At 53.3% G+C, this 19,602-nt stretch carries 18 protein-coding genes, 1 pseudogene and 1 riboswitch; of the genes and pseudogenes, 13 read left to right on the top strand and 6 right to left on the bottom strand.

Features of this window, described 5'->3' with window-relative positions:
- The first annotated feature begins 63 nt into the window (after nucleotides 1-63).
- Nucleotides 64-2,085, top strand: coding sequence for an excinuclease ABC subunit UvrB (uvrB, locus tag K5Y30_RS06245; protein WP_222210719.1), 2,022 nt, complete (start codon nucleotides 64-66; stop codon nucleotides 2,083-2,085).
- Between the two features lie 115 nt (nucleotides 2,086-2,200).
- On the opposite strand, the gene yvcK is transcribed toward uvrB, so the two are convergent.
- On the bottom strand, nucleotides 2,201-3,103 hold the full coding sequence (gene yvcK / locus K5Y30_RS06240; RefSeq protein WP_110865766.1) for a uridine diphosphate-N-acetylglucosamine-binding protein YvcK: 903 nt from the start codon (nucleotides 3,101-3,103) through the stop codon (nucleotides 2,201-2,203).
- Between the two features lie 195 nt (nucleotides 3,104-3,298).
- Nucleotides 3,299-3,434, top strand: a riboswitch (molybdenum cofactor riboswitch).
- On the opposite strand from yvcK, the gene moaA reads away from it, so the two are divergent.
- The 7 genes from moaA (at nucleotide 3,424) to K5Y30_RS06205 (ending at nucleotide 8,070) form a co-directional block, all read left to right on the top strand.
- On the top strand, nucleotides 3,424-4,410 hold the full coding sequence (gene moaA, locus K5Y30_RS06235; protein WP_222210718.1) for a GTP 3',8-cyclase MoaA: 987 nt from the start codon (nucleotides 3,424-3,426) through the stop codon (nucleotides 4,408-4,410). (Overlaps the previous riboswitch by 11 nt.)
- A gap of 17 nt (nucleotides 4,411-4,427) precedes the next feature.
- Nucleotides 4,428-4,943: a molybdenum cofactor biosynthesis protein B gene (gene moaB, locus K5Y30_RS06230; RefSeq protein ID WP_222210717.1), complete on the top strand. Its 516-nt coding sequence runs from the start codon at nucleotides 4,428-4,430 to the stop codon at nucleotides 4,941-4,943.
- Between the two features lie 2 nt (nucleotides 4,944-4,945).
- Complete coding sequence (moaC, locus tag K5Y30_RS06225; RefSeq protein ID WP_110865768.1) at nucleotides 4,946-5,431, top strand: cyclic pyranopterin monophosphate synthase MoaC; 486 nt, start codon at nucleotides 4,946-4,948, stop codon at nucleotides 5,429-5,431.
- Nucleotides 5,424-5,669: a molybdopterin synthase sulfur carrier subunit gene (gene moaD, locus K5Y30_RS06220; RefSeq protein WP_222210716.1), complete on the top strand. Its 246-nt coding sequence runs from the start codon at nucleotides 5,424-5,426 to the stop codon at nucleotides 5,667-5,669. The genes moaC and moaD overlap by 8 nt, the downstream gene beginning before the upstream one ends.
- The gene (gene moaE, locus K5Y30_RS06215) at nucleotides 5,669-6,124 is read left to right on the top strand and encodes a molybdopterin synthase catalytic subunit MoaE (protein ID WP_222210715.1); all 456 of its coding nucleotides are present in this window, start codon (nucleotides 5,669-5,671) and stop codon (nucleotides 6,122-6,124) included. The genes moaD and moaE overlap by 1 nt, the downstream gene beginning before the upstream one ends.
- An 80-nt stretch (nucleotides 6,125-6,204) precedes the next feature.
- Nucleotides 6,205-7,299: a DUF1615 domain-containing protein gene (locus K5Y30_RS06210; RefSeq protein WP_222210714.1), complete on the top strand. Its 1,095-nt coding sequence runs from the start codon at nucleotides 6,205-6,207 to the stop codon at nucleotides 7,297-7,299.
- A gap of 63 nt (nucleotides 7,300-7,362) precedes the next feature.
- A complete protein-coding gene (locus K5Y30_RS06205) occupies nucleotides 7,363-8,070 on the top strand; it encodes a Bax inhibitor-1/YccA family protein (protein WP_101763172.1) in 708 nt (235 codons plus the stop codon).
- Between the two features lie 57 nt (nucleotides 8,071-8,127).
- Here the strand turns inward: K5Y30_RS06205 and K5Y30_RS06200 are convergent, their stop codons facing one another.
- From K5Y30_RS06200 to K5Y30_RS06190, 3 genes are read right to left on the bottom strand one after another with little or no spacing between them, the layout of a single operon-like run.
- A complete protein-coding gene (locus tag K5Y30_RS06200; RefSeq protein ID WP_101763171.1) occupies nucleotides 8,128-9,102 on the bottom strand; it encodes a lysylphosphatidylglycerol synthase domain-containing protein in 975 nt (324 codons plus the stop codon).
- Nucleotides 9,102-10,346, bottom strand: coding sequence for a cardiolipin synthase ClsB (gene clsB, locus K5Y30_RS06195; RefSeq protein ID WP_137385413.1), 1,245 nt, complete (start codon nucleotides 10,344-10,346; stop codon nucleotides 9,102-9,104). The genes K5Y30_RS06200 and clsB overlap by 1 nt, the downstream gene beginning before the upstream one ends.
- Entirely contained in the window at nucleotides 10,343-11,104 is a 762-nt protein-coding gene (locus K5Y30_RS06190; RefSeq protein WP_101763169.1) for an endonuclease/exonuclease/phosphatase family protein, read from the bottom strand. The genes clsB and K5Y30_RS06190 overlap by 4 nt, the downstream gene beginning before the upstream one ends.
- A 177-nt stretch (nucleotides 11,105-11,281) precedes the next feature.
- Here K5Y30_RS06190 and K5Y30_RS06185 point away from each other — a divergent pair, with 177 nt between their 5' ends.
- The 3 genes from K5Y30_RS06185 (at nucleotide 11,282) to dusC (ending at nucleotide 14,215) form a co-directional block, all read left to right on the top strand.
- Nucleotides 11,282-11,674 (top strand): YbhQ family protein, encoded by a 393-nt coding sequence (locus K5Y30_RS06185; RefSeq protein ID WP_101763168.1) that lies wholly within the window; start codon nucleotides 11,282-11,284, stop codon nucleotides 11,672-11,674.
- Nucleotides 11,675-11,889: 215 nt separating this feature from the next.
- On the top strand, nucleotides 11,890-13,278 hold the full coding sequence (gene rhlE, locus K5Y30_RS06180) for an ATP-dependent RNA helicase RhlE (RefSeq protein WP_008102680.1): 1,389 nt from the start codon (nucleotides 11,890-11,892) through the stop codon (nucleotides 13,276-13,278).
- Nucleotides 13,279-13,282: 4 nt separating this feature from the next.
- Entirely contained in the window at nucleotides 13,283-14,215 is a 933-nt protein-coding gene (gene dusC / locus K5Y30_RS06175) for a tRNA dihydrouridine(16) synthase DusC (RefSeq protein ID WP_222210713.1), read from the top strand.
- Nucleotides 14,216-14,817: 602 nt separating this feature from the next.
- Here the strand turns inward: dusC and K5Y30_RS06170 are convergent.
- A complete protein-coding gene (locus K5Y30_RS06170; RefSeq protein ID WP_222210712.1) occupies nucleotides 14,818-16,650 on the bottom strand; it encodes an anti-phage dCTP deaminase in 1,833 nt (610 codons plus the stop codon).
- 266 nt (nucleotides 16,651-16,916) lie between these two features.
- Between K5Y30_RS06170 and K5Y30_RS06165 the strand changes: the two are divergent.
- Nucleotides 16,917-17,177 (top strand): annotated as a pseudogene (locus K5Y30_RS06165) (tRNA dihydrouridine(16) synthase DusC); the annotation flags it as partial.
- 302 nt (nucleotides 17,178-17,479) lie between these two features.
- Nucleotides 17,480-18,685 (top strand): MFS transporter, encoded by a 1,206-nt coding sequence (locus K5Y30_RS06160; RefSeq protein WP_222210711.1) that lies wholly within the window; start codon nucleotides 17,480-17,482, stop codon nucleotides 18,683-18,685.
- Here K5Y30_RS06160 and ppk2 read toward each other — a convergent pair.
- Complete coding sequence (gene ppk2, locus K5Y30_RS06155) at nucleotides 18,682-19,602, bottom strand: polyphosphate kinase 2 (RefSeq protein ID WP_176970986.1); 921 nt, start codon at nucleotides 19,600-19,602, stop codon at nucleotides 18,682-18,684. The two genes, K5Y30_RS06160 and ppk2, sit on opposite strands and share 4 nt — an antisense overlap.

The raw sequence follows: 19,602 nt of genomic DNA, 5'->3' as shown, positions 1-19,602 counted from the left end.
TCGCCATAGCAGAGTAGAATTAGCAGCCTGCCCGCCGACTTCATCTGCTGGAACCGCAAAAACATGAGCAAAGTCTTTAAACTCAACTCCGCTTTCAAGCCTTCAGGGGATCAACCTGAGGCGATTCGCCGTCTCGAAGAGGGACTGGAAGATGGACTCGCGCATCAAACGCTGTTGGGCGTGACCGGCTCAGGTAAAACCTTTACCGTGGCGAATGTGATTGCCGACCTCAACCGCCCGACGATGGTGCTGGCGCCGAATAAAACCCTGGCGGCGCAGCTCTACGGTGAGATGAAGGAGTTCTTCCCGGATAACGCGGTGGAGTTTTTCGTCTCATATTACGATTACTATCAGCCTGAAGCCTATGTGCCGAGTTCTGACACCTTTATCGAAAAAGATGCCTCGGTGAATGAGCACATTGAGCAGATGCGTCTGTCGGCGACCAAAGCGCTGCTGGAGCGCCGTGATGTCATCGTCGTGGCCTCGGTTTCGGCGATCTACGGTTTGGGCGATCCCGATCTCTACCTGAAAATGATGCTGCATCTGACGCGCGGCATGATTATTGATCAGCGCAGCATTTTGCGTCGTCTGGCGGAGCTGCAGTACAGCCGCAACGATCAGGCCTTCCAGCGCGGCACCTTCCGCGTGCGCGGCGAAGTGATTGATGTGTTCCCGGCGGAATCGGACGACATTGCGCTGCGTATTGAGCTGTTTGATGAAGAAGTTGAGCGGCTGTCGCTGTTTGATCCGCTCACCGGGCAGATTGATTCGGTGATCCCGCGCTTTACCGTCTATCCGAAAACGCACTATGTGACGCCGCGTGAGCGCATTCTTAAGGCGATGGAAGAGATCAAAGATGAGCTGGTGGTGCGCCGCAAAGTGCTGCTGGAGAACAATAAGCTGCTGGAAGAGCAGCGTATTTTCCAGCGTACGCAGTTCGATCTCGAGATGATGAACGAGTTGGGTTACTGCTCCGGCATCGAAAACTACTCGCGCTATCTCTCCGGGCGCGGACCGGGCGAGCCGCCGCCGACCTTGTTCGACTATTTACCGGCGGATGGCTTGCTGGTGGTCGACGAATCGCACGTCACCATTCCGCAGATTGGCGGCATGTATCGTGGTGACCGCGCGCGTAAAGAGACGCTGGTGGAGTACGGTTTCCGCCTGCCGTCGGCGCTGGATAACCGTCCGATGAAGTTTGAAGAGTTTGAAGCAGCCGCTCCGCAAACCATTTACGTGTCGGCCACGCCGGGCAATTACGAGCTGGAAAAATCGGGTGGCGAAGTGATCGATCAGCTGGTGCGTCCAACCGGCCTGCTGGATCCGATTCTGGAAGTACGGCCGGTGTCGACGCAGGTTGACGATTTGCTGTCGGAAATCCGCAAGCGTGTTGAGATTAACGAGCGCGTACTGGTGACTGTGCTGACCAAGCGTATGGCGGAAGATCTCACCGAATACCTGGTGGAGCACGGCGAGAAGGTGCGCTATCTGCACTCGGATATCGATACTGTGGAACGTATGGAGATCATCCGCGATTTACGTCTTGGCGAATTTGATGTGCTGGTTGGCATCAACTTGCTGCGAGAAGGTCTGGATATGCCGGAAGTGTCGCTGGTGGCGATTCTCGATGCCGATAAAGAGGGCTTCCTGCGTTCGGAGCGTTCGCTGATACAGACCATTGGTCGCGCCGCGCGTAACATCAATGGCCGGGCGATTCTCTACGCCGATAAAATCACGCCGTCGATGGAGCGCGCGATGGGCGAAACCGAGCGTCGTCGTGAGAAGCAGCAGAAATACAACGAAGAGAATGGCATTACGCCGCAAGGGCTCAACAAGAAGATCACTGATATTCTTGAGCTCGGCAAAAACGTAGTGAAAACGCGTGGTAAAGGCAAAACCGCCTCACGCAACGCAGCAGAAGCGGAAGCCAACTATATGGCGCTTACGCCGCAGGCGATGCAGAAGAAGATTCACGAGCTGGAAGGGCAGATGCAGCAGCACGCGCAGAATCTGGAGTTTGAAGAGGCTGCCAGCGTGCGCGATCAGTTGCATCAATTGCGCGAGCTGTTTATTGCGGCTTCGTGATCGTGGTATCCAGGTCGCCATAATCGTGATGGTTGTAACCAGGTCGCCATAAATGGCGACCCTACGGGAATTCAGCGTGGTTTTCGTAGGGTGCGAATTCATGCGCACCTGGAAATTAAACGGCCTGAATCGCGTGTTCCAGCGCGATGCGCAGCAGCTGGCGGTCATGGCGATATTTGATGTCGGCGGCCTCCAGCGGCTCGCGAATGATTAAACGCTCTTCCACGCCGCGAATATCGGCGGCTGGACTCACCACCACCGCATCAATCACCCGCTTGCCAATCGCTTTCTCCATAATTGCCAACTTATCGGCCACATTCAGGCTAGCCGCCGCTGGGCTCAGTTCGCGGCCCAGATTGCCGATAAACACCATGGTGGCAGGCGTACGGCGCAGCGCGCGCGCCATCTCTTCCATCAGCAGAATCGGCATCAGGCTGGTGTAGAAGCTGCCGGGGCCAATCAGAATCAAATCCGCTTCACCAATTGCCTCGATGGCTTCACGGGTTGGCAATACATTCGGATGTAACATCAACTCTTGGGGCGGCTGCTTCATCTCATCAATTGCCGTTTCGCCGTACACCATATTGCCTTCGCCATCCTGCGCCACCAGATCGACCGGCTGTTCCGACATCGGGATCAGAAACGCATCGACCTTGAGCAGATTGCGGATGATGTTGATGGCTTCCAGCGGGCGCACGCTGAGATGATCAAGCGCCTTCAGCATCAGGTTGCCCAGATTATGCCCGGCCAGCTCGCCATTGCCGGTGAAGCGATACTCAAACATCGCGGTGGCGACGCTCGGTTCGGTGATCAACTGATTGATGCAGTTACGCATATCGCCCCACGCAATGCCGCCTTCCGAGCGGCGAATGCGGCCGGTGGATCCGCCGTTATCGGTGGTGGTGACGATGCCGGTCAGGCGCGAACCTAACGGTGCCAGCGCCGACATCACGCGGCCCAAACCGTGTCCGCCACCTAATGCCACTACGCGATCCAAATCTGCCAGGGTTCGATTCATGTTTCTCCTTTGTCACTGACGTCCTCGCGTTGAGGCGTAGTTGAACTGATGTGCATCAATATCCGTGGTGCATTTTACCGTATCCTGTCGCGAAAATGCGGTGAAAAAACGTTATGCATCAAGATATATAGCGAAAATCACTCATGGATGCTAACCGTTAATCGCGCTACCATTCGTTTTAACCGTGTTGTCCATAATGACAACAAACTCCCAAGCCTGGTTTCCTAAGTCGTTATCGATATGGAAGCCAGGCCGCAGCCTTGAGCTGCCAGGGTGCAGAAAGAAATGACTGCATCTCCCGACTTTGGAAAGGTGTTCAGGTGCCACAATTTACAGATGCCTATGCGCGCAGCTTTTACTATCTGCGCCTGTCGGTCACGGATGTGTGTAACTTCCGTTGTACCTACTGTTTGCCGAGCGGCTATAAGCCGAACGGTACGCACAATAAAAGTTTTCTCTCGCTGGATGAGATTCGTCGCGTGACGCGTGCCTTTGCGGCGGCGGGCACGGAAAAAGTGCGCCTGACGGGCGGCGAACCCTCCATGCGGCGTGATTTTACCGACATCATCGCTGCAGTGCGTGAAAACGCCGCCATTCGCCAGATCGCGATGACCACCAACGGTTATCGCATGGCGCGTGACGTAGGTGCCTGGCGCGATGCCGGTCTCACCCATATCAACGTCAGCGTCGATAGCCTCGACGCTCGCCAGTTTCACGCCATTACCGGCCAGGACAAATTTGCCGAGGTGATGGCGGGAATCGACGCCGCCTTTGATGTCGGTTTCGATAAAGTGAAAGTCAATAGCGTGCTGATGCGCGATGTGAACAGCCATAGTCTCAGCACCTTCCTTGAGTGGCTGCGCCTGCGACCGATTCAACTGCGCTTTATCGAACTGATGGAAACCGGCGAAGGCAGCGATCTGTTCCGCCGTCATCACATCTCCGGTGAAGTGATCCGCGACCAACTGATCCTGCAAGGCTGGCAACGCCAGCCGCGCGGCCGCAGCGACGGTCCGGCGCAGGTGTTCCGTCATCCCGATTATCAGGGCGAAGTCGGCCTGATCATGCCGTACGAGAAAGATTTCTGTGCCAGCTGCAACCGCCTGCGCGTCTCGGCGCTGGGCAATCTGCATCTGTGCCTGTTTGGTGACGGCGGCGTGTCGCTGCGCGATCTGCTGGCCTCTGACGATCAGCAAGATGAGTTGCAGGCGCGCATTGCGCACAGCCTTGGACAGAAAAAGCAGACGCATTTCCTGCATCAGGGCAACACCGGCATCACGCAAAATCTCTCCTTTATTGGTGGCTAAACACAGGAGTTACGGCCATGGGTAAACCTTCCGGCGAATTTGTCGCCTTAAATGTGGCGGTGATGACCGTCTCGGATAGCCGCGATGCCAGCAATGACACATCGGGCGATTATCTGCGTGAAGCGCTGGCGGAAACCGGGCATCAGGTGGTTGATCGCGCGATTGTGCCAGATAACCGCTATCGCATTCGCGCCACGGTATCGCGCTGGATTGCCAGCGACGATGTGCAAGTGGTGATCGTTAACGGCGGCACCGGTTTCAATAGCAAAAACAGCACGCCAGAAGCGTTGCTGCCGCTACTGGACCGCGAAATCGAAGGCTTTGGCGAGCTGTTCCGCATGATCTCCTATGAAGAGATCGGCAGCTCAACGCTGCAGTCACGCGCGGTGGCTGGATTAGCCAATCAGACGCTGATTTTTGCCGTGCCGGGATCGACCAACGCCTGCCGCAGCGCCTGGGAGCGCATTATCGAAGATCAGCTGGATGCGCGTACGCGTCCGTGTAATTTCGTCTCACATTTGAAGAAGTTGTAAGCATGTCATCGTTAACTCATATCAATGCCGCTGGCGAAGCCCACATGGTTGATGTCTCTGGCAAAACCGAAACGGTGCGCGAAGCGCAGGCCGAAGCACTGGTGCTGATGAGCGCCGAAACGCTGCAGATGATTATTGACGGCAGCCATCATAAAGGCGACGTGTTCGCCACCGCACGCATCGCCGGTATTCAGGCGGCGAAACGCACCTGGGAACTGATTCCGCTCTGTCATCCGCTGATGCTGAGCAAAGTGGAGGTTACCTTGCTGGCGGAACCGCAGCATAATCGCGTGCGCGTCACCTCACTCTGTCGTCTCACCGGCAAAACCGGCGTTGAGATGGAAGCGTTGACGGCGGCGTCCGTTGCAGCGCTGACCATCTATGACATGTGCAAAGCGGTGCAAAAAGACATTGTCATCGACCAGCTGCGTTTGCTGACTAAAAGCGGCGGCAAATCCGGCGACTTCAAGGCGGTGAGCCATGATTAAGGTGCTGTTTTTTGCTCATGTGCGGGAATTAACCGGCACCGCTTCACTGGATTTGCAGCCTGACTACGCCGATGTCGCCACGCTGCGCGCGGCGTTAGCAGAGAAGGGCGATCGCTGGGCGCTGGCGCTGGAATCCGGCAAGCTGCTGGCGGCGGTAAACCAAACGCTGGTGCCGATGAGTCATCCGCTGCGTGCGGGCGATGAAGTGGCCTTTTTCCCGCCGGTCACCGGAGGCTGATGATGGAAACGCGGATTCGTGTGGGATCAGAGCCGTTCAACGTCGGCGAAGAGTACGAAAAACTCGCCGCCCATGACAGCGACGGCGCGGTCGTCACCTTCACCGGCAAAGTGCGCAATCACAATCTCGGTGCCAGCGTGGCGGCCTTGACGCTGGAGCACTATCCCGGCATGACGGAAAAAGCGCTGGCGGAGATCGTGGAAGACGCGCGTCAGCGCTGGGCGCTGCAGCAGGTTACGGTGATCCATCGCGTTGGCGAACTGTTTCCTGGCGATGAGATCGTGTTTGTTGGCGTCAGCAGCGCGCATCGCGGCAGCGCATTCGCCGCCACCGAATTCATCATGGATTACCTGAAAACCCGCGCGCCGTTCTGGAAGCGTGAAGCCACCGCCGCAGGCGATCGCTGGGTTGATGCCCGTGATAGCGATCATCAGGCCGCTGAGCGCTGGAGCTAGCGCGCAAAATCCTCCCGCTCCGATAGCGGCAGGCCACTGAAAACGTTAAGGTACGGTTTTTGTTGGCGTCAGGGAGCAGGATGAACACGAGCAAGATGATGAAAGGCGCAGCTTTGCTGGCTGCGCTGGTGCTGGCCGGTTGTAGCACGAAAAAAGAGCCGCAGGCGCCCGCGCGTCAGCCCGCCGATGTAAAAAGCCAAATCCAGCAGTTGTTGCCCAGCGACGTGAAACAGAAATCCGCCTGGGCCGACGACATCTATACCGCGTTCCGCGTGCAGCAAATTGATGCCAGCGTCAGCAACCTCTGCGCGGTGATTGCCGTTACCGATCAGGAGTCTAACTTCAGCGCCGATGCGGTGGTGCCGGGCTTACCGAAAATCGCCTGGGGCGAGATTGATCGCCGCGCCGCCAAAGTGCATGTGCCGGCATTTCTGGTGCGCACCGCTCTGCTGATCAAATCACCAAATGGCGAAAGCTATGCTGCGCGTCTGGATAAGGTGCGCAGCGAGAAAGAGCTGAGCGCCATTTTTGATGATTTCATCGATATGGTGCCGATGGGGCAAAAGCTGTTTGGCAACCTCAACCCAATTCATACCGGCGGGCCGATGCAGGTCAGCATTGCGTTTGCGGAAGCGCACGCCAAAGGCTATCCGTATGCGGTTGACGGCTCGATTCGTCGTGAAGTCTTCACCCGTCGCGGTGGTATCTACTTCGGCACGCTGCATCTGCTTGGCTACCCGGCCGATTACAGCCAGCCGCTGTATCGCTTCGCCGACTTCAACGCCGGTTGGTACGCCAGCCGCAACGCCGCATTTCAGGCGGCCATCGCGCGCGCCAGCGGCATCAAGCTGGCACTGGACGGCGACCTGATCGTCTATGGCAGCGATCAGGCCGGTTCCACCGAACTGGCGGTGCGCAGCCTGAGCAAGCAGCTGGATATGAGCAATCGTGAAATCCGCCGCGATCTGGAGAAGGGCGACACTGAAGATTTTGCCAAAAGCACGCTGTGGAAGCAGACCTTTATCCTCGCCGATAAGATGGCCGGAAAACGTCTGCCGCGCGAAATGCTGCCGGGCATCAAGCTGGAGAGCCCGAAAATCACCCGCAATCTCACTACCGCGTGGTTTGCTCAGCGCGTAAATGGCCGCTATCAACAGTGCTTGACGCGCCGTTGACGCAAACGGGTGTACACTCCACACTTACAGAGTTTGTTAACGTAACCGCTAATGAGGCGCTTCATGGATCGATATCCACGTAATGATTCAATCGTGCAGCAGGCATCCACCTCGCTGCAGACCTACATGGCGCAGGTGTATGGCTGGATGACCTGCGGCTTGCTGCTCACCGCGTTTGTTTCGTGGTTTGCTGCCCGCACACCTGCAGTAATGGAACTGGTGTTTGCTAACCGCATCACTTTCTTTGGCTTGATCATCGCGCAGTTAGCGCTGGTGTTTGTGTTGTCTGGCATGGTGCATCGCCTGAGCGGCGCGGTCGCCACCGCACTGTTTATGCTCTATTCGGCGCTAACCGGATTAACCATGGCGAGTATTTTCCTCGTTTACACCTACTCATCCATCGCCAGCACCTTCTTCGTGACGGCCGGGATGTTCGGTGCCATGAGCTTCTACGGTTACACCACTAAGCGCGACCTGAGCCGTTTTGGCAGCCTGCTGTTTATGGCGCTGATCGGTATTTTGCTGGCGTCACTGGTGAACTTCTGGCTGAAAAGCCCGGCGCTGATGTGGGCGATTACCTATATCGGCGTGGTGGTGTTTGTTGGCTTAACCGCCTATGACACGCAGAGGCTGAAGGCGATTGGCGAGAATATCAACGTCAATGACAAAGAGAACCTGCGTCGCGCCTCAATCATGGGTGCGTTAACGCTGTATCTCGACTTCATCAACCTGTTCCTGATGCTGCTGCGCATCTTCGGCAACCGCCGCTAAATCCCGCACCAGACTGTCCCCTTTCCCGCCTGCGGGAGAGGGGAACTCCGCACAAACTCACCGCGATACCGATTTCTCCATCTTCTGCTCATTCTTCTGCCGTAAATGCTTCGCGCGGCTCTCCAGCCACAAATAGAGCACCAGCGCCACCAATAGCGGCAGAATAAAATAGAGCACGCGGTAAGCCAGCAGCGCTGCAATAATGGTGCCGTGCGAGGCGTGTTGCCCACTGAGCAGCGCCAAAAATACCGCTTCCAGCACGCCAATCCCGGCCGGGATGTGAATAATCACACCGGCGATACTGCTGATCAGCAACACGCCTAACACAATCGGATAATCCACCTGACGCGCCAGCAGTAGCCAGATAATCATGCCCATCACCATCCAGTTGGCGCAGGAGACCGCAAACTGGAACAGCGCCATGCGCAGCGAAGGCAGCTGCAGATGCTGGCCTTTAACCGTCCAGCGGCGCTTCTTCGCGAAGGCGCAAGCCCACAAATAGACCGCCACCATCACCAGCAGCACCGCGCCAATGATGCGCAGCGTGGTTTCACCAATGAACCAACCGGAGGGAATCGGCACCATGCCCGCCGCAAACACCACGCCGGCCAGCAGAATATAGCCTAGCCAGTTGGTGGCGATGCTCAGCGAGAAAATGCGCGTAATAGTATTGCCCGGCAAACCGAGTCTTGAGTAGAGCCGATAGCGCATCGCCACGCCGCCAACCCAGGTGCTGAGCGTCAGGTTGAAGGCATAACAGATAAACGACACCAGCATCACCTGGCGCTTCGCCAGCTTATGGCCGCAGTAGGCTCGTCCAATCAGGTCGTACAAGCCATAGGTCAGATAACTCACCACCACTAGTGCAGCAGCGCTTAGCACCACATAGCGGTTATAACCGACGATCACCGTATAGACGTCTTCCCAGTTCACCTTGCGCGCATACACCACCAGCAGCACAATCACCGCAATAAAAAACAGCCAGGTGAGGATTTTCTTCGCCAGTTGCCAGCGCGGATTCTTTTTCGACATTAGGATTTTGCTCCTGAATTATCGGCTTCAACCCGATCCTGAGTTTCCATTTCGGGTTGTACGGGGGGAGCAACTTGCGACAAGTGTGGCGTGTGCGCAGGCAACCATCCGGCAATAGCCGGGAAGTGACGTAAAAAGTGGAACACAATTACGCCCTTGGTGAGCTGCCACCAGTTGCGCGGCGGCAACTTGTCATCCTCCACGCGCACGCAGTCCTGCTGAATCAGCAGTTCCAGATTGTCGCGCAGCGTCTGGTTGAAAGCGCGATCGTGCACCATCAAATTGGCTTCCAGATTGAGAGATAAACTCAGCGGATCGAGGTTGCTGGAGCCGACGGTGGACCACTGCTGATCCTGTACCGCTATTTTGCCGTGCAGCGGGCGGCGGCAATATTCATACACTTCCACACCGCCATCGACCAGGTAGTTGTACAGCAGCTCGGCACCGACTTTGACGATCGGCATATCGGGCTCGCCCTGCACAATCAGCCTGACGCGCACGCCGCGCTGAGCCGCGCTGCGCATTTCGCGCAGCAGACGATAGCCGGGGAAGAAGTAGGCGTTGGCGATGATCACATCCTTCTGTGCCTTGCGCAGCATGGCGAGATAGTGCTGTTCGATGTCGTCGCGGTGTTCGTCGTTATCGCGATAGACAAACAGTACCTGCGCTTCACCGGGCATGGCGTTGACCGCCGGGCGATGGGAGCGCGCACCCCACCAGCGCCGCGTGTGCTGTTCGCTGCCCATTTGTTGCTGCACGTATTGGGCAATATCCAGCACCACCGGGCCTTTCACCTCCACGGCATAATCCTGTTTGGCCTCTGCACCGAAATCGATGTTATGTTCAGCGGAGAAGTTGATGCCGCCGACAAAGGCGATCTGTTCATCGATCACCACGATCTTGCGGTGCAGGCGACGAAACACATTGGTGCGCATGCCGAGCACCAGCGGACGCGGATCGTAATAGATAAAGCGCACGCCCGCGGCCGTCAGGCTATCAACAAATCGGTCGGAGAGGTCTGGCGAGCCGTAGCCATCGACCATCACCTCGACTTTGACCCCGCGCTGCGCCGCCTTGAGCAACTGTTCGTGCAGATCGTTGCCGACTTCGTCCTCAAACAGGATGAAGGTTTCCAGCAGCAGCGTGCGCTCGGCGCGTTGGATCGCGCCTGATACGCGCGGGAAAAACTGGTCACCATTTTCTAACAGACGGAGCTGATTACCGTCGCGCCAATTGAAACTCATAGGAAAATCTCCACCGCTAACGGCGCATGATCGGACAGGTGAGACCAGGGTTTAACCGGCAGCGCCCACGGCTTACTCACCGTAGCGTTGCGGATGTAGATACGATCTAGCCGTAACAGCGGAAAACGCGCCGGGAAGGTGCGGGCAGGGCGGCCGGTTTTGATGCTGAACACTTCCTCTAAGCCCACCGCGCGTTTGAGAAAGCGATTGGCGCTGACCTGCCAGTCATTGAAATCACCGGCCACCACCAAAGGCGCATCGGGCGGCAGCGTATCGATAAAGTCGCACATCATCTTCATCTGCGCCTGGCGATGTTTCTCCTTCAGACCGAGATGTACGCAGAACACATGCAGCGGTTCCGCCCGATCCGGCAGGCGGATTTGGCAGTGCAACATGCCGCGTTTTTCACTTCCGGCGACGGAAATATCGCGGTTTTCATATTCAACGATGGGAAAGCGTGACAATATCGCGTTCCCGTGATGTCCCTCGGGATAAACCGCGTTGCGGCCATAGGCGAAATCGTTCCACATGGTATCGGCCAGAAATTCGTAATGGGAGGTTTCCGGCCAGTTTTCAATGTGCAGCGAATGGATGGCGTGGGTACCCATTACCTCTTGCAGGAAGACGATATCCGCCGATGTGGCGCGAACAGCATCACGCAATTCCGGCAGGATAAAGCGGCGATTAAAGCTGGTGAAACCCTTGTGGGTATTGATCGTCAGGACTTTAAATGAAAATCCTTGCGTATTTTGTGGCATACTTCGACGCGCTCCTTTTCATCATCAACAGCACAAAGTGTAGTCTTTGTCACAAATGGATGGTGTTAAGGGCAGAAAATTAGGGCGTAATCCGAAATTTGCTTTACATTGAGGACGTTCGTCTGGCCTCCAGCCAGATACACTTGGGCGACCTGTTGGGTCTGCCAGGAGAAGAGAATGAAATGGTCTAATCGTGTTCAGATTGTTACCGGACAAACTTGTTTGCACATTGCAATGCACCTGCTGGTGATTGCCGCACTGGTTTGGGGCTGGAAACATAGGGCGCTGGTTGAAGTGAGCAGTACCCTGGTGGCAGCTTATGCGGTGGTATTCATTACCATGCTGGTCATGCAGCGTAGTGCCCGTTTACGTAGAATGGGTGATTCCCTCGAAGAGGTGACCACCACTTACTACTTTGGCGCAGCGATGTTAACGCTGTTCCTGATCTCCCGCTTTATCCACAACAACCTGCTGATTGGTCTCCTCGGCGTGGTGATGTTGGTGGGACCGGCGCTGGTTTCACTGCTGGCGAAAGAGCCGGTTCAGCGCATCGAGAAGAAGCGCAGTTGATCGATTAGGGACCGCAACCCTGCGGACCTGACAAAAAGGAGCCCAATGCGGCTCCTTTTTTTATGGATGCTGTCTGCGCGGAAAGCTGCTAAACTCGCGCCCTTACGCATGGTAGTTTGTGCCCTTTTCACACGTGAGCCCCGCGCTTGCGTCATATCCCTCCTGAAAACTACATCGCCTACGGCGGTCAGGACGGTTCGGAGTAATACACCTGCATGTCATTTGACTCTCTCGGCTTAAGTGCCGATATTTTGCGTGCGGTAGCAGAACAAGGCTACCAAGAGCCGACGCCGATTCAGCGTCAGGCCATTCCTGTGGTGCTGGCTGGTCGTGACCTGCTGGCGAGCGCCCAAACCGGCACCGGTAAAACCGCCGGCTTTACGCTGCCGTTGCTGCAGCGTCTGACTGCAAAACCGTCCACGGCGCGTGGCCGCCGCCCGGTGCGTGCGTTGATCCTGACCCCGACCCGCGAACTGGCGGCTCAGGTTGGCGAGAACGTGCGTGAGTACAGCCAATATCTCGATATCCGTTCGCTGGTGGTATTCGGCGGCGTGAGCATCAACCCGCAGATGATGAAACTGCGCGGCGGCGTTGACGTGCTGGTGGCGACACCGGGCCGTCTGCTCGATCTGGCGCACCAGAACGCGGTTGATCTGTCACAGGTTGAAATCCTCGTGCTGGATGAAGCGGATCGTATGCTCGATATGGGCTTCATCCACGACATCCGTCGCGTGCTGGCGCGTCTGCCTGCTAAGCGTCAGAACCTGCTGTTCTCTGCCACCTTCTCTGACGAGATCAAAACGCTGGCGGAAAAACTGCTTACCAACCCAGAACAGGTTGAAGTTGCGCGTCGTAACACCGCCTCTGAGCAAGTTTCACAGCAAGTGCATTTCGTGGATAAGAAGCGCAAGCGGGAACTGCTGTCGCTGATGATTGGTCGTGATAACTGGCAGCAAGTGCTGGTGTTCACCCGTACCAAACACGGCGCCAATCATCTGGCTGAGCAGCTGAACAAAGACGGCATTACCGCCGCCGCGATCCACGGCAACAAGAGCCAGGGCGCGCGTACCCGTGCATTGGCTGACTTCAAATCCGGCGGCATTCGCGTGCTGGTCGCGACCGACATCGCGGCGCGTGGTCTGGATATCGAAGAGCTGCCACACGTAGTGAACTACGAGCTGCCAAACGTGGCGGAAGATTACGTGCACCGTATCGGTCGTACCGGCCGTGCGGCTGCTACCGGCGCGGCACTGTCGCTGGTGTGTGTTGATGAACACAAACTGCTGCGTGACATTGAGCGTCTGCTGAAGCGTGAAATCCCGCGCATCGAGCTGCCTGGTTTCGAAGTCGATCCCAGCATCAAAGCCGAGCCAATCCAGAACGGTCGTCAGCAGCAGGGCGGCGGTCGCGGTCAAGGTGGACGTGGTCAAGGCCAGGGTCGCGGTCAGGGCGGCAACGTTTCTCGCCCGCACAGCGGCAATGCGCCACGTCCGCAGGGTGAAGCGCGTTCCGCGCGTCGTCCAGCGCAGGGCGCAAGCCAGGCTGCGCCAGCCGCTAACAGCGGTCGTCGTCGTCCGGCGCCGAAGAAAACCGGGAACGCCTAACGTCATGAGGGTGTTGCTGGCGCCGATGGAGGGCGTGCTTGATTCGCTGGTGCGTGAGCTGCTCTCCGGGGTGAATGATTATGACTTGTGCGTGACCGAGTTTTTGCGCGTGGTCGATCAGCTGCTGCCGGTAAAATCCTTCTATCGTTTGTGTCCTGAGCTGCATAACCACAGCCGCACGCCGTCAGGCACGCGCGTTCGCATGCAGCTGCTCGGGCAATACCCCGAGTGGCTGGCCGAGAACGCCGCGCGCGCGGTGGAACTCGGTTCCTGGGGCGTTGATCTCAACTGCGGCTGTCCGTCAAAGCTGGTCAACGGCAGCGGCGGCGGTGCTACCTTGCTGAAAGATCCCGAACTGATCTATCGCGGCGCGAAAGCGATGCGTGAAGCGGTGCCGGATCATCTGCCGGTGACGGTAAAAGTGCGGTTAGGCTGGGATTCTGGCGATCGTCGTTTTGAGATTGCCGATGCGGTGCAGCAAGCCGGTGCCAGCGAGTTGGTGGTGCACGGTCGTACCAAAGAAGATGGCTATCGCGCCGAAAGCATCAACTGGCAGGCGATTGGCGAAATCCGCCAGCGTCTGCGTATTCCGGTGATCGCCAACGGTGAGATCTGGAACTGGCAGGACGCGCAGGATTGCATGCGCATTACCGGCTGCGATGCGGTGATGATAGGGCGCGGCGCGCTCAACGTACCGAATATAAGTCGTGTAATTAAGTACAATGAACCACGTATGCCGTGGCCTGACGTAGTGAAATTACTGCAAAAATATAGCCAGTTAGAAAAGCAAGGTGATACCGGTATGTATCACGTGGCGCGTATCAAACAGTGGTTAGGGTATTTGCGTAAAGAATATATTGAGGCAACAGAGGTATTTAACGAAATCCGCACATTAAAAACCTCAAAAGACATTGAGCAAGTTATTTGTAAATCATGATCTTATTAAAATGGTTTTAATGATTTAATTAAACGCTAGGTGATATTTAAAATTGAATTGCTTATGATGTTTTAATTCAAGGCGTTATTAATTATTATAAATATAGTTTACTAATTAAGATCTTTTTTGTTATTTTTTATTTGCCTTTAATGTTTTTTAATTTTCATTGGATTATTGGTTGGAGTAGTTTCTTTAAAAAATGAATATCCCCTAATTGTAATATGGTTAACTCGGCAAAGTTAAATTTACATTTTCTTGAGTGTTACGTAAGATCATTATTCACAAATTTTTTGTATTTAAAGTTATTTATCAATTATTTTAAAATAATGATGAATAATTTTGTTGTCATTATTTCGATGTTCACTGCATTTTTCTAATTGAGTGTTCCGATGTTATTAATAAAAAAGTAATAATTTAGAGTTTTTAATTATATCTACGGATCTTCAATAGTATAGGTTTCTATATTTTTTTTTCAATATTATTTATTTAATGATTATGGTCGTAGCGAGTTATTATTGACTTTAATAAATAAAAGAAAAAGCATAAGTGGTTATTAATAAGTTGGTTTTACTTATGCTTTTTAATTAATGTTGTTTGTTGAACTATTTATTTATCACACCTAAAAAATCGAGTTCGTCCTTGTATGGCATAATTTGTTCATAAATTTTATGATAGGCTCTTCCTATTGCTCCCCTAAATTGCACGAGATTAGGCTTTGAATCACCAATGGTAAGTATATGGCTTATAGCGATGCCTGGATAGGGGTCGATAAATACAATGTCCTTGATGCCAAGTTGATATGCTTTCTTAGCACATAATTCACAAGGACTTGCCGTTGTATATAATTTCCCACCTTCAACGCCCATGCCGCCGTATTTTGAAATCTGCAAAAAAGCATTTTCTTCGGCATGTAACGCCCGTGTATGTACCTGGTTTTTATCATCATCAATGCTATTTTTTAAGCTCTTAAAACAATAGCTTAGATTGTATCCAGTAATCTTATCTCCTTTGCTTTTAAAAATTAAAAGTTTCTCTTTTGCTTTTTCTCTGAAGTGTTTATTGTTCCTTTCAAATTCACTATAAACGACTTCATCAAAGTCATTAATTACACCTTCTAAGGATCTTAGTGAACATGGCACCTGGCCTTTTGCAACGTCATTCCAGCCTATTGCTTTAACAGAGTTATTGTTATCTGTGAGAACAGCTCCAACTTGTCTAGATAAACAACCAGAATTAAGTTTTGCAGTAAATGCGATTTGCATTACTCTTTCCATTGCTGTCGGAGTAATTAGGCCGGGGTGAAGCATTAGAGCGATATACCAATACAACTGCGCTTTTAATACATTGTTATTTTCAAGTTCATTTCTAGGGTTAAATAAATGAATGTCAGATATTTCAATGCAACGCTTGACGTTTTGAGAGGTAAATTCGAAATATGCATCTTTTGACTTAATTTTATCTGATAATTCTATTTCGGAACTGTTCTCTTCGGAGGTGTTTTTACTTAGTTTATCACCTGATTCACGTGAGTCTAGATCAGCAAGTTGATCATTAGTAAACTTATGAACATTTTGTAAGTATCGTTTTCTATCTTTATCAGGCGCATTGATTGAAACGAGGTGGAATGCTGAATATCGATCACGGAAGAATTTCACTTCATATGGATTTCTTATAGCATCAATAACTATAAATGTATTACCAATATTCTTTCTAAGTAGCTTTATAATCCTATTCATGGTTTCAGGAAGATGAAATACATTTTTTGGGGAGAAATCGTCCTCTTTATACGTTGACTTAATACGTGAAGTTTTCCTGATCGAATTTCCTGCATCTTGATAAACAGATATGTATAATCCTTGGGATAATTTATTTAAATCTTTTTTGAATTTCTCTGTAAACCGCCTAATCGCTTCTAAGAATTTTATAAAGTCTGAATTACTGACTTGTATTTCATTAATATCCTTGTCATGATTCAATAAATTCTCAAGCATATCATTATATGTTATCGATAAAACACGATCATGCTTAGTGATTGTTTTATTTGATTTAGCTAACGATTTGCTAAAGCTAGTTGTATTTAAAAAGTTTTTAATTGTATCTCTTGATAATTTTTTTTGATGTTCTTGTGCTGAAGCTACAATAAAACTTTCTAATTCTTCTGTTTGCTGTAATAAAAGATAAGCCGAAATAAGATCGCTCACTTTAATAGAGAAAAACTTATTCCAATGTTTAGATATGTATTTTTTTGTTACCAAATACCGTTTGATATCCAACCCAGTATAGAAATCATTCATTTGGTTTTCATCAGGGATATCAGGTTGTTCGGACTCTAAGATTTTGGCGGCTGTGGTACATCCAGAGCCTGTTCTACCAGTTAAGCCTATCAGAACAAATTTGCTATTCTCCATGAATAATTCACTGATCATTTTTTCCATTGCAGTATCCTTACATTATGAGTGGTTATAATAAGGTTACACTATGTTTAAGTTGGATTCACTAATACGCCTTCATTTACTGTTATAAAATTTCTTGCTTAAAAATATTATTGTTTGATGAAGCTGGTTTATAACAGTGGTGACCATACCACTTAGCTATAGGCTCCCGAACTAATTTATCGAGGCACCGGGTGATAAGCTAAGCTGTACTCCATGAATTGTCGGTAAGGGCTCAAGAGCATCCTTAACTGTTAAGGTAACAGTTAAATATGGCGCGCGTGGTGAAGTACAACGAAGCGCCGATGGCGTGGCCCGACGTGGTTGCCTTGTTGCTTAAGTACACTCAGCTGGAAAAGCAGGGCGATACCGGCATGTATCACGTGGCGCGCATCAAGCAGTGGCTTGGCTATCTGCGCAAGGCGTATCACCAAGCCGACGGCTTGTTCAGCGAAATTCGCACCCTCAAAGTCTCCGCCGACATCGCCACCGCAATCGAGCGCCATGCCGCAGCAATAATCAAATCCTAGTAGGGTCGCCATTCATGGCGACCTTCTCATTTGTAAGTGCACTATTCATGGCGACCTTCTCATTTGTAGAGGCACCCTTCATGGCGTAATGCCGTTCAGTTAAGCACTAGTTTGCATCTGTATGCACGTGCGCATGAATGCGCACCCTACAAAAAACGCGCAATCCTTTGTAGGGTCGCCATTCATGGCGACCTTCTCATTCAAGTGCATATAAACTTTATAACTAAAAAACCCGCGATCTCTTAGCACGCTAAGGTTATAGTGACCGACTACTTTAATCCTGATCCCCGACGCCACTTTCCATGTCTGACGCCGCTGTACTGAGTAACGCTCAGTTAAATAAACGTATTCTCTCCGTCATTGTCTTCACCTTCTTTTGCTACCTTTCGGTGGGTTTGCCGCTCGCGGTGCTGCCGGGATTCGTGCATAACCAGCTTGGATTCAGCTCGTTCATTGCCGGATTAATCATCAGCCTGCAATATTTCGCCACGCTATTAAGCCGCCCGCACTCCGGTCGTCTGGCGGATCGCTTTGGTCCGAAGCGCGTGGTGATGATGGGATTGGTGTTCTGCGGCATGAGCGGTGTGTTATCGATTATCGCCGCGCTGTGCAGCGACATGCCGCTGCTGAGTTTGGCGCTGCTGGCAGCGGGGCGCTTGTTCCTCGGCGTGGGCGAAAGCTTCAGCAGTACCGGATCGACGCTGTGGGGCATGAACATTGTCGGTCCGCTGCAAACCGCGCGGGTGATCTCGTGGAACGGCGTCGCGACCTATTTCGCCATGGCGATTGGTGCGCCGCTCGGTGTGCTGCTGAATCAGTGGTTTGGCATCAGCGGCTTTGCTGGTTTAGTGGCGATCATGGGCGTTGCCGGATTCTGGATGGCGAGTCGCAAAGCGGGCGTCAGCGTCTCCGCCGGCGTGCGCATTCCGTTTCATCGCGTGGTCAGCCGCGTGTGGATGTTTGGTCTGGCGCTTGGCTTTGGCACAATCGGTTTCGGCGTAATTTCCACCTTTATCACGCTCTATTTCGCCAGCCGCGACTGGAGCGGTGCGGCGTTCGCGCTGACGCTGTTCAGCCTCGGCTTTGTGATTGTGCGCCTCGGTTTTGGTCGCTACATCACGCGTTTCGGTGGCCTGAAAGTGTCGTTGGTGTCGTTCGTGCTGGAGTGTGCCGGACTGCTGCTGATTTGGCAGGCCGACAGCATCTGGCTGGTGGATTTGGGCGCGTTCCTTACCGGCGGCGGTTTCTCGCTGGTGTTCCCGGCGCTGGGCGTGGAAGCGGTGAAGCGCGTCCAGCAGCAGGATCAAGGTTCGGCGCTCGGCACCTATTCGGCGTTTCTCGATTTAGGACTGGGATTAACCGGTCCGGTGGCGGGCTTGCTGATTGGTCATTGGGGCATGCAATCGGTCTATCTGGCGGCGGCACTGATGGTGCTGGGCGCGTTTGCCATCACACTGCGTCTGCACCAGCAGCACGGCCGCCAGACGGCCGCGCAAGTTCTGGATTAATACTTCTCCGGTACCACCATGTGATCGGGCACCGGCGCGCGGCGATAGTCTTCAGAACGTTCGCGCGGCGGTAACATAATCGGTTTGGCTTCGCTCTCTTCGTATGGCATCTGTTGCAGCAGATGGCTGATACAGTTGAGTCGCGCGCGTTTTTTATCCACGCCTTGCACCACCCACCACGGCGCTTCGGGGATGTTGGTGCGCTCCAGCATCTCCTCTTTCGCCTCGGTGTAATCTTCCCAGCGACGACGGCTTTCGAGATCCATCGGGCTCAGTTTCCACTGTTTGAGCGGATCGTGAATGCGGCTGAGGAAGCGCAACTCCTGCTCTTCATCGGTGATCGAGAACCAGTATTTGATGATCTGGATGCCGCTGCGCGTCAGCATTTTTTCAAACTCCGGCACGCTGCGGTAAAACTCTTCCACTTCATCTTCGTTGCAGAAACCCATCACGCGCTCGACGCCCGCGCGGTTGTACCAGCTGCGGTCAAACATCACGATCTCACCGGCGGCTGGCAAGTGGGCGATATAGCGCTGGAAATACCACTGCGTTTTCTCGCGATCGTTGGGCGCGGGCAGGGCGGCCACGCGACAGGTGCGCGGATTGAGGCGCTGTGTGATGCGTTTGATCACGCCGCCTTTACCCGCCGCATCGCGCCCTTCAAACAGGATTACCACGCGATGTCCGGTGCGCATCACCCAATCCTGCAGCTTAACCAGCTCGCCTTGCAGGTGCAGCAGTTCGCGGAAATAGCGACGACGAAAGGCTTTATCGTCATCAGCCTGCGGCTCGCCGCTGTCGTTAAAACGCAGGTCATCCAGCTCCATCTCCAGCTCTTCGTCGTAGCTGTCGTAAAACTCCTGCAGCAGACGCTGATTAAAGGTCTCGCTGTGGAAGCTATTGTCGTGTGTCGCCAT

It is taken from the genome of Pantoea sp. DY-5, assembly GCF_019795955.1.
Taxonomy (GTDB): Bacteria; Pseudomonadota; Gammaproteobacteria; order Enterobacterales; family Enterobacteriaceae; genus Pantoea; species Pantoea leporis.
Note: the sequence above shows the minus strand (reverse complement) of the source record. Positions and strands in the feature narration are given on the sequence as shown.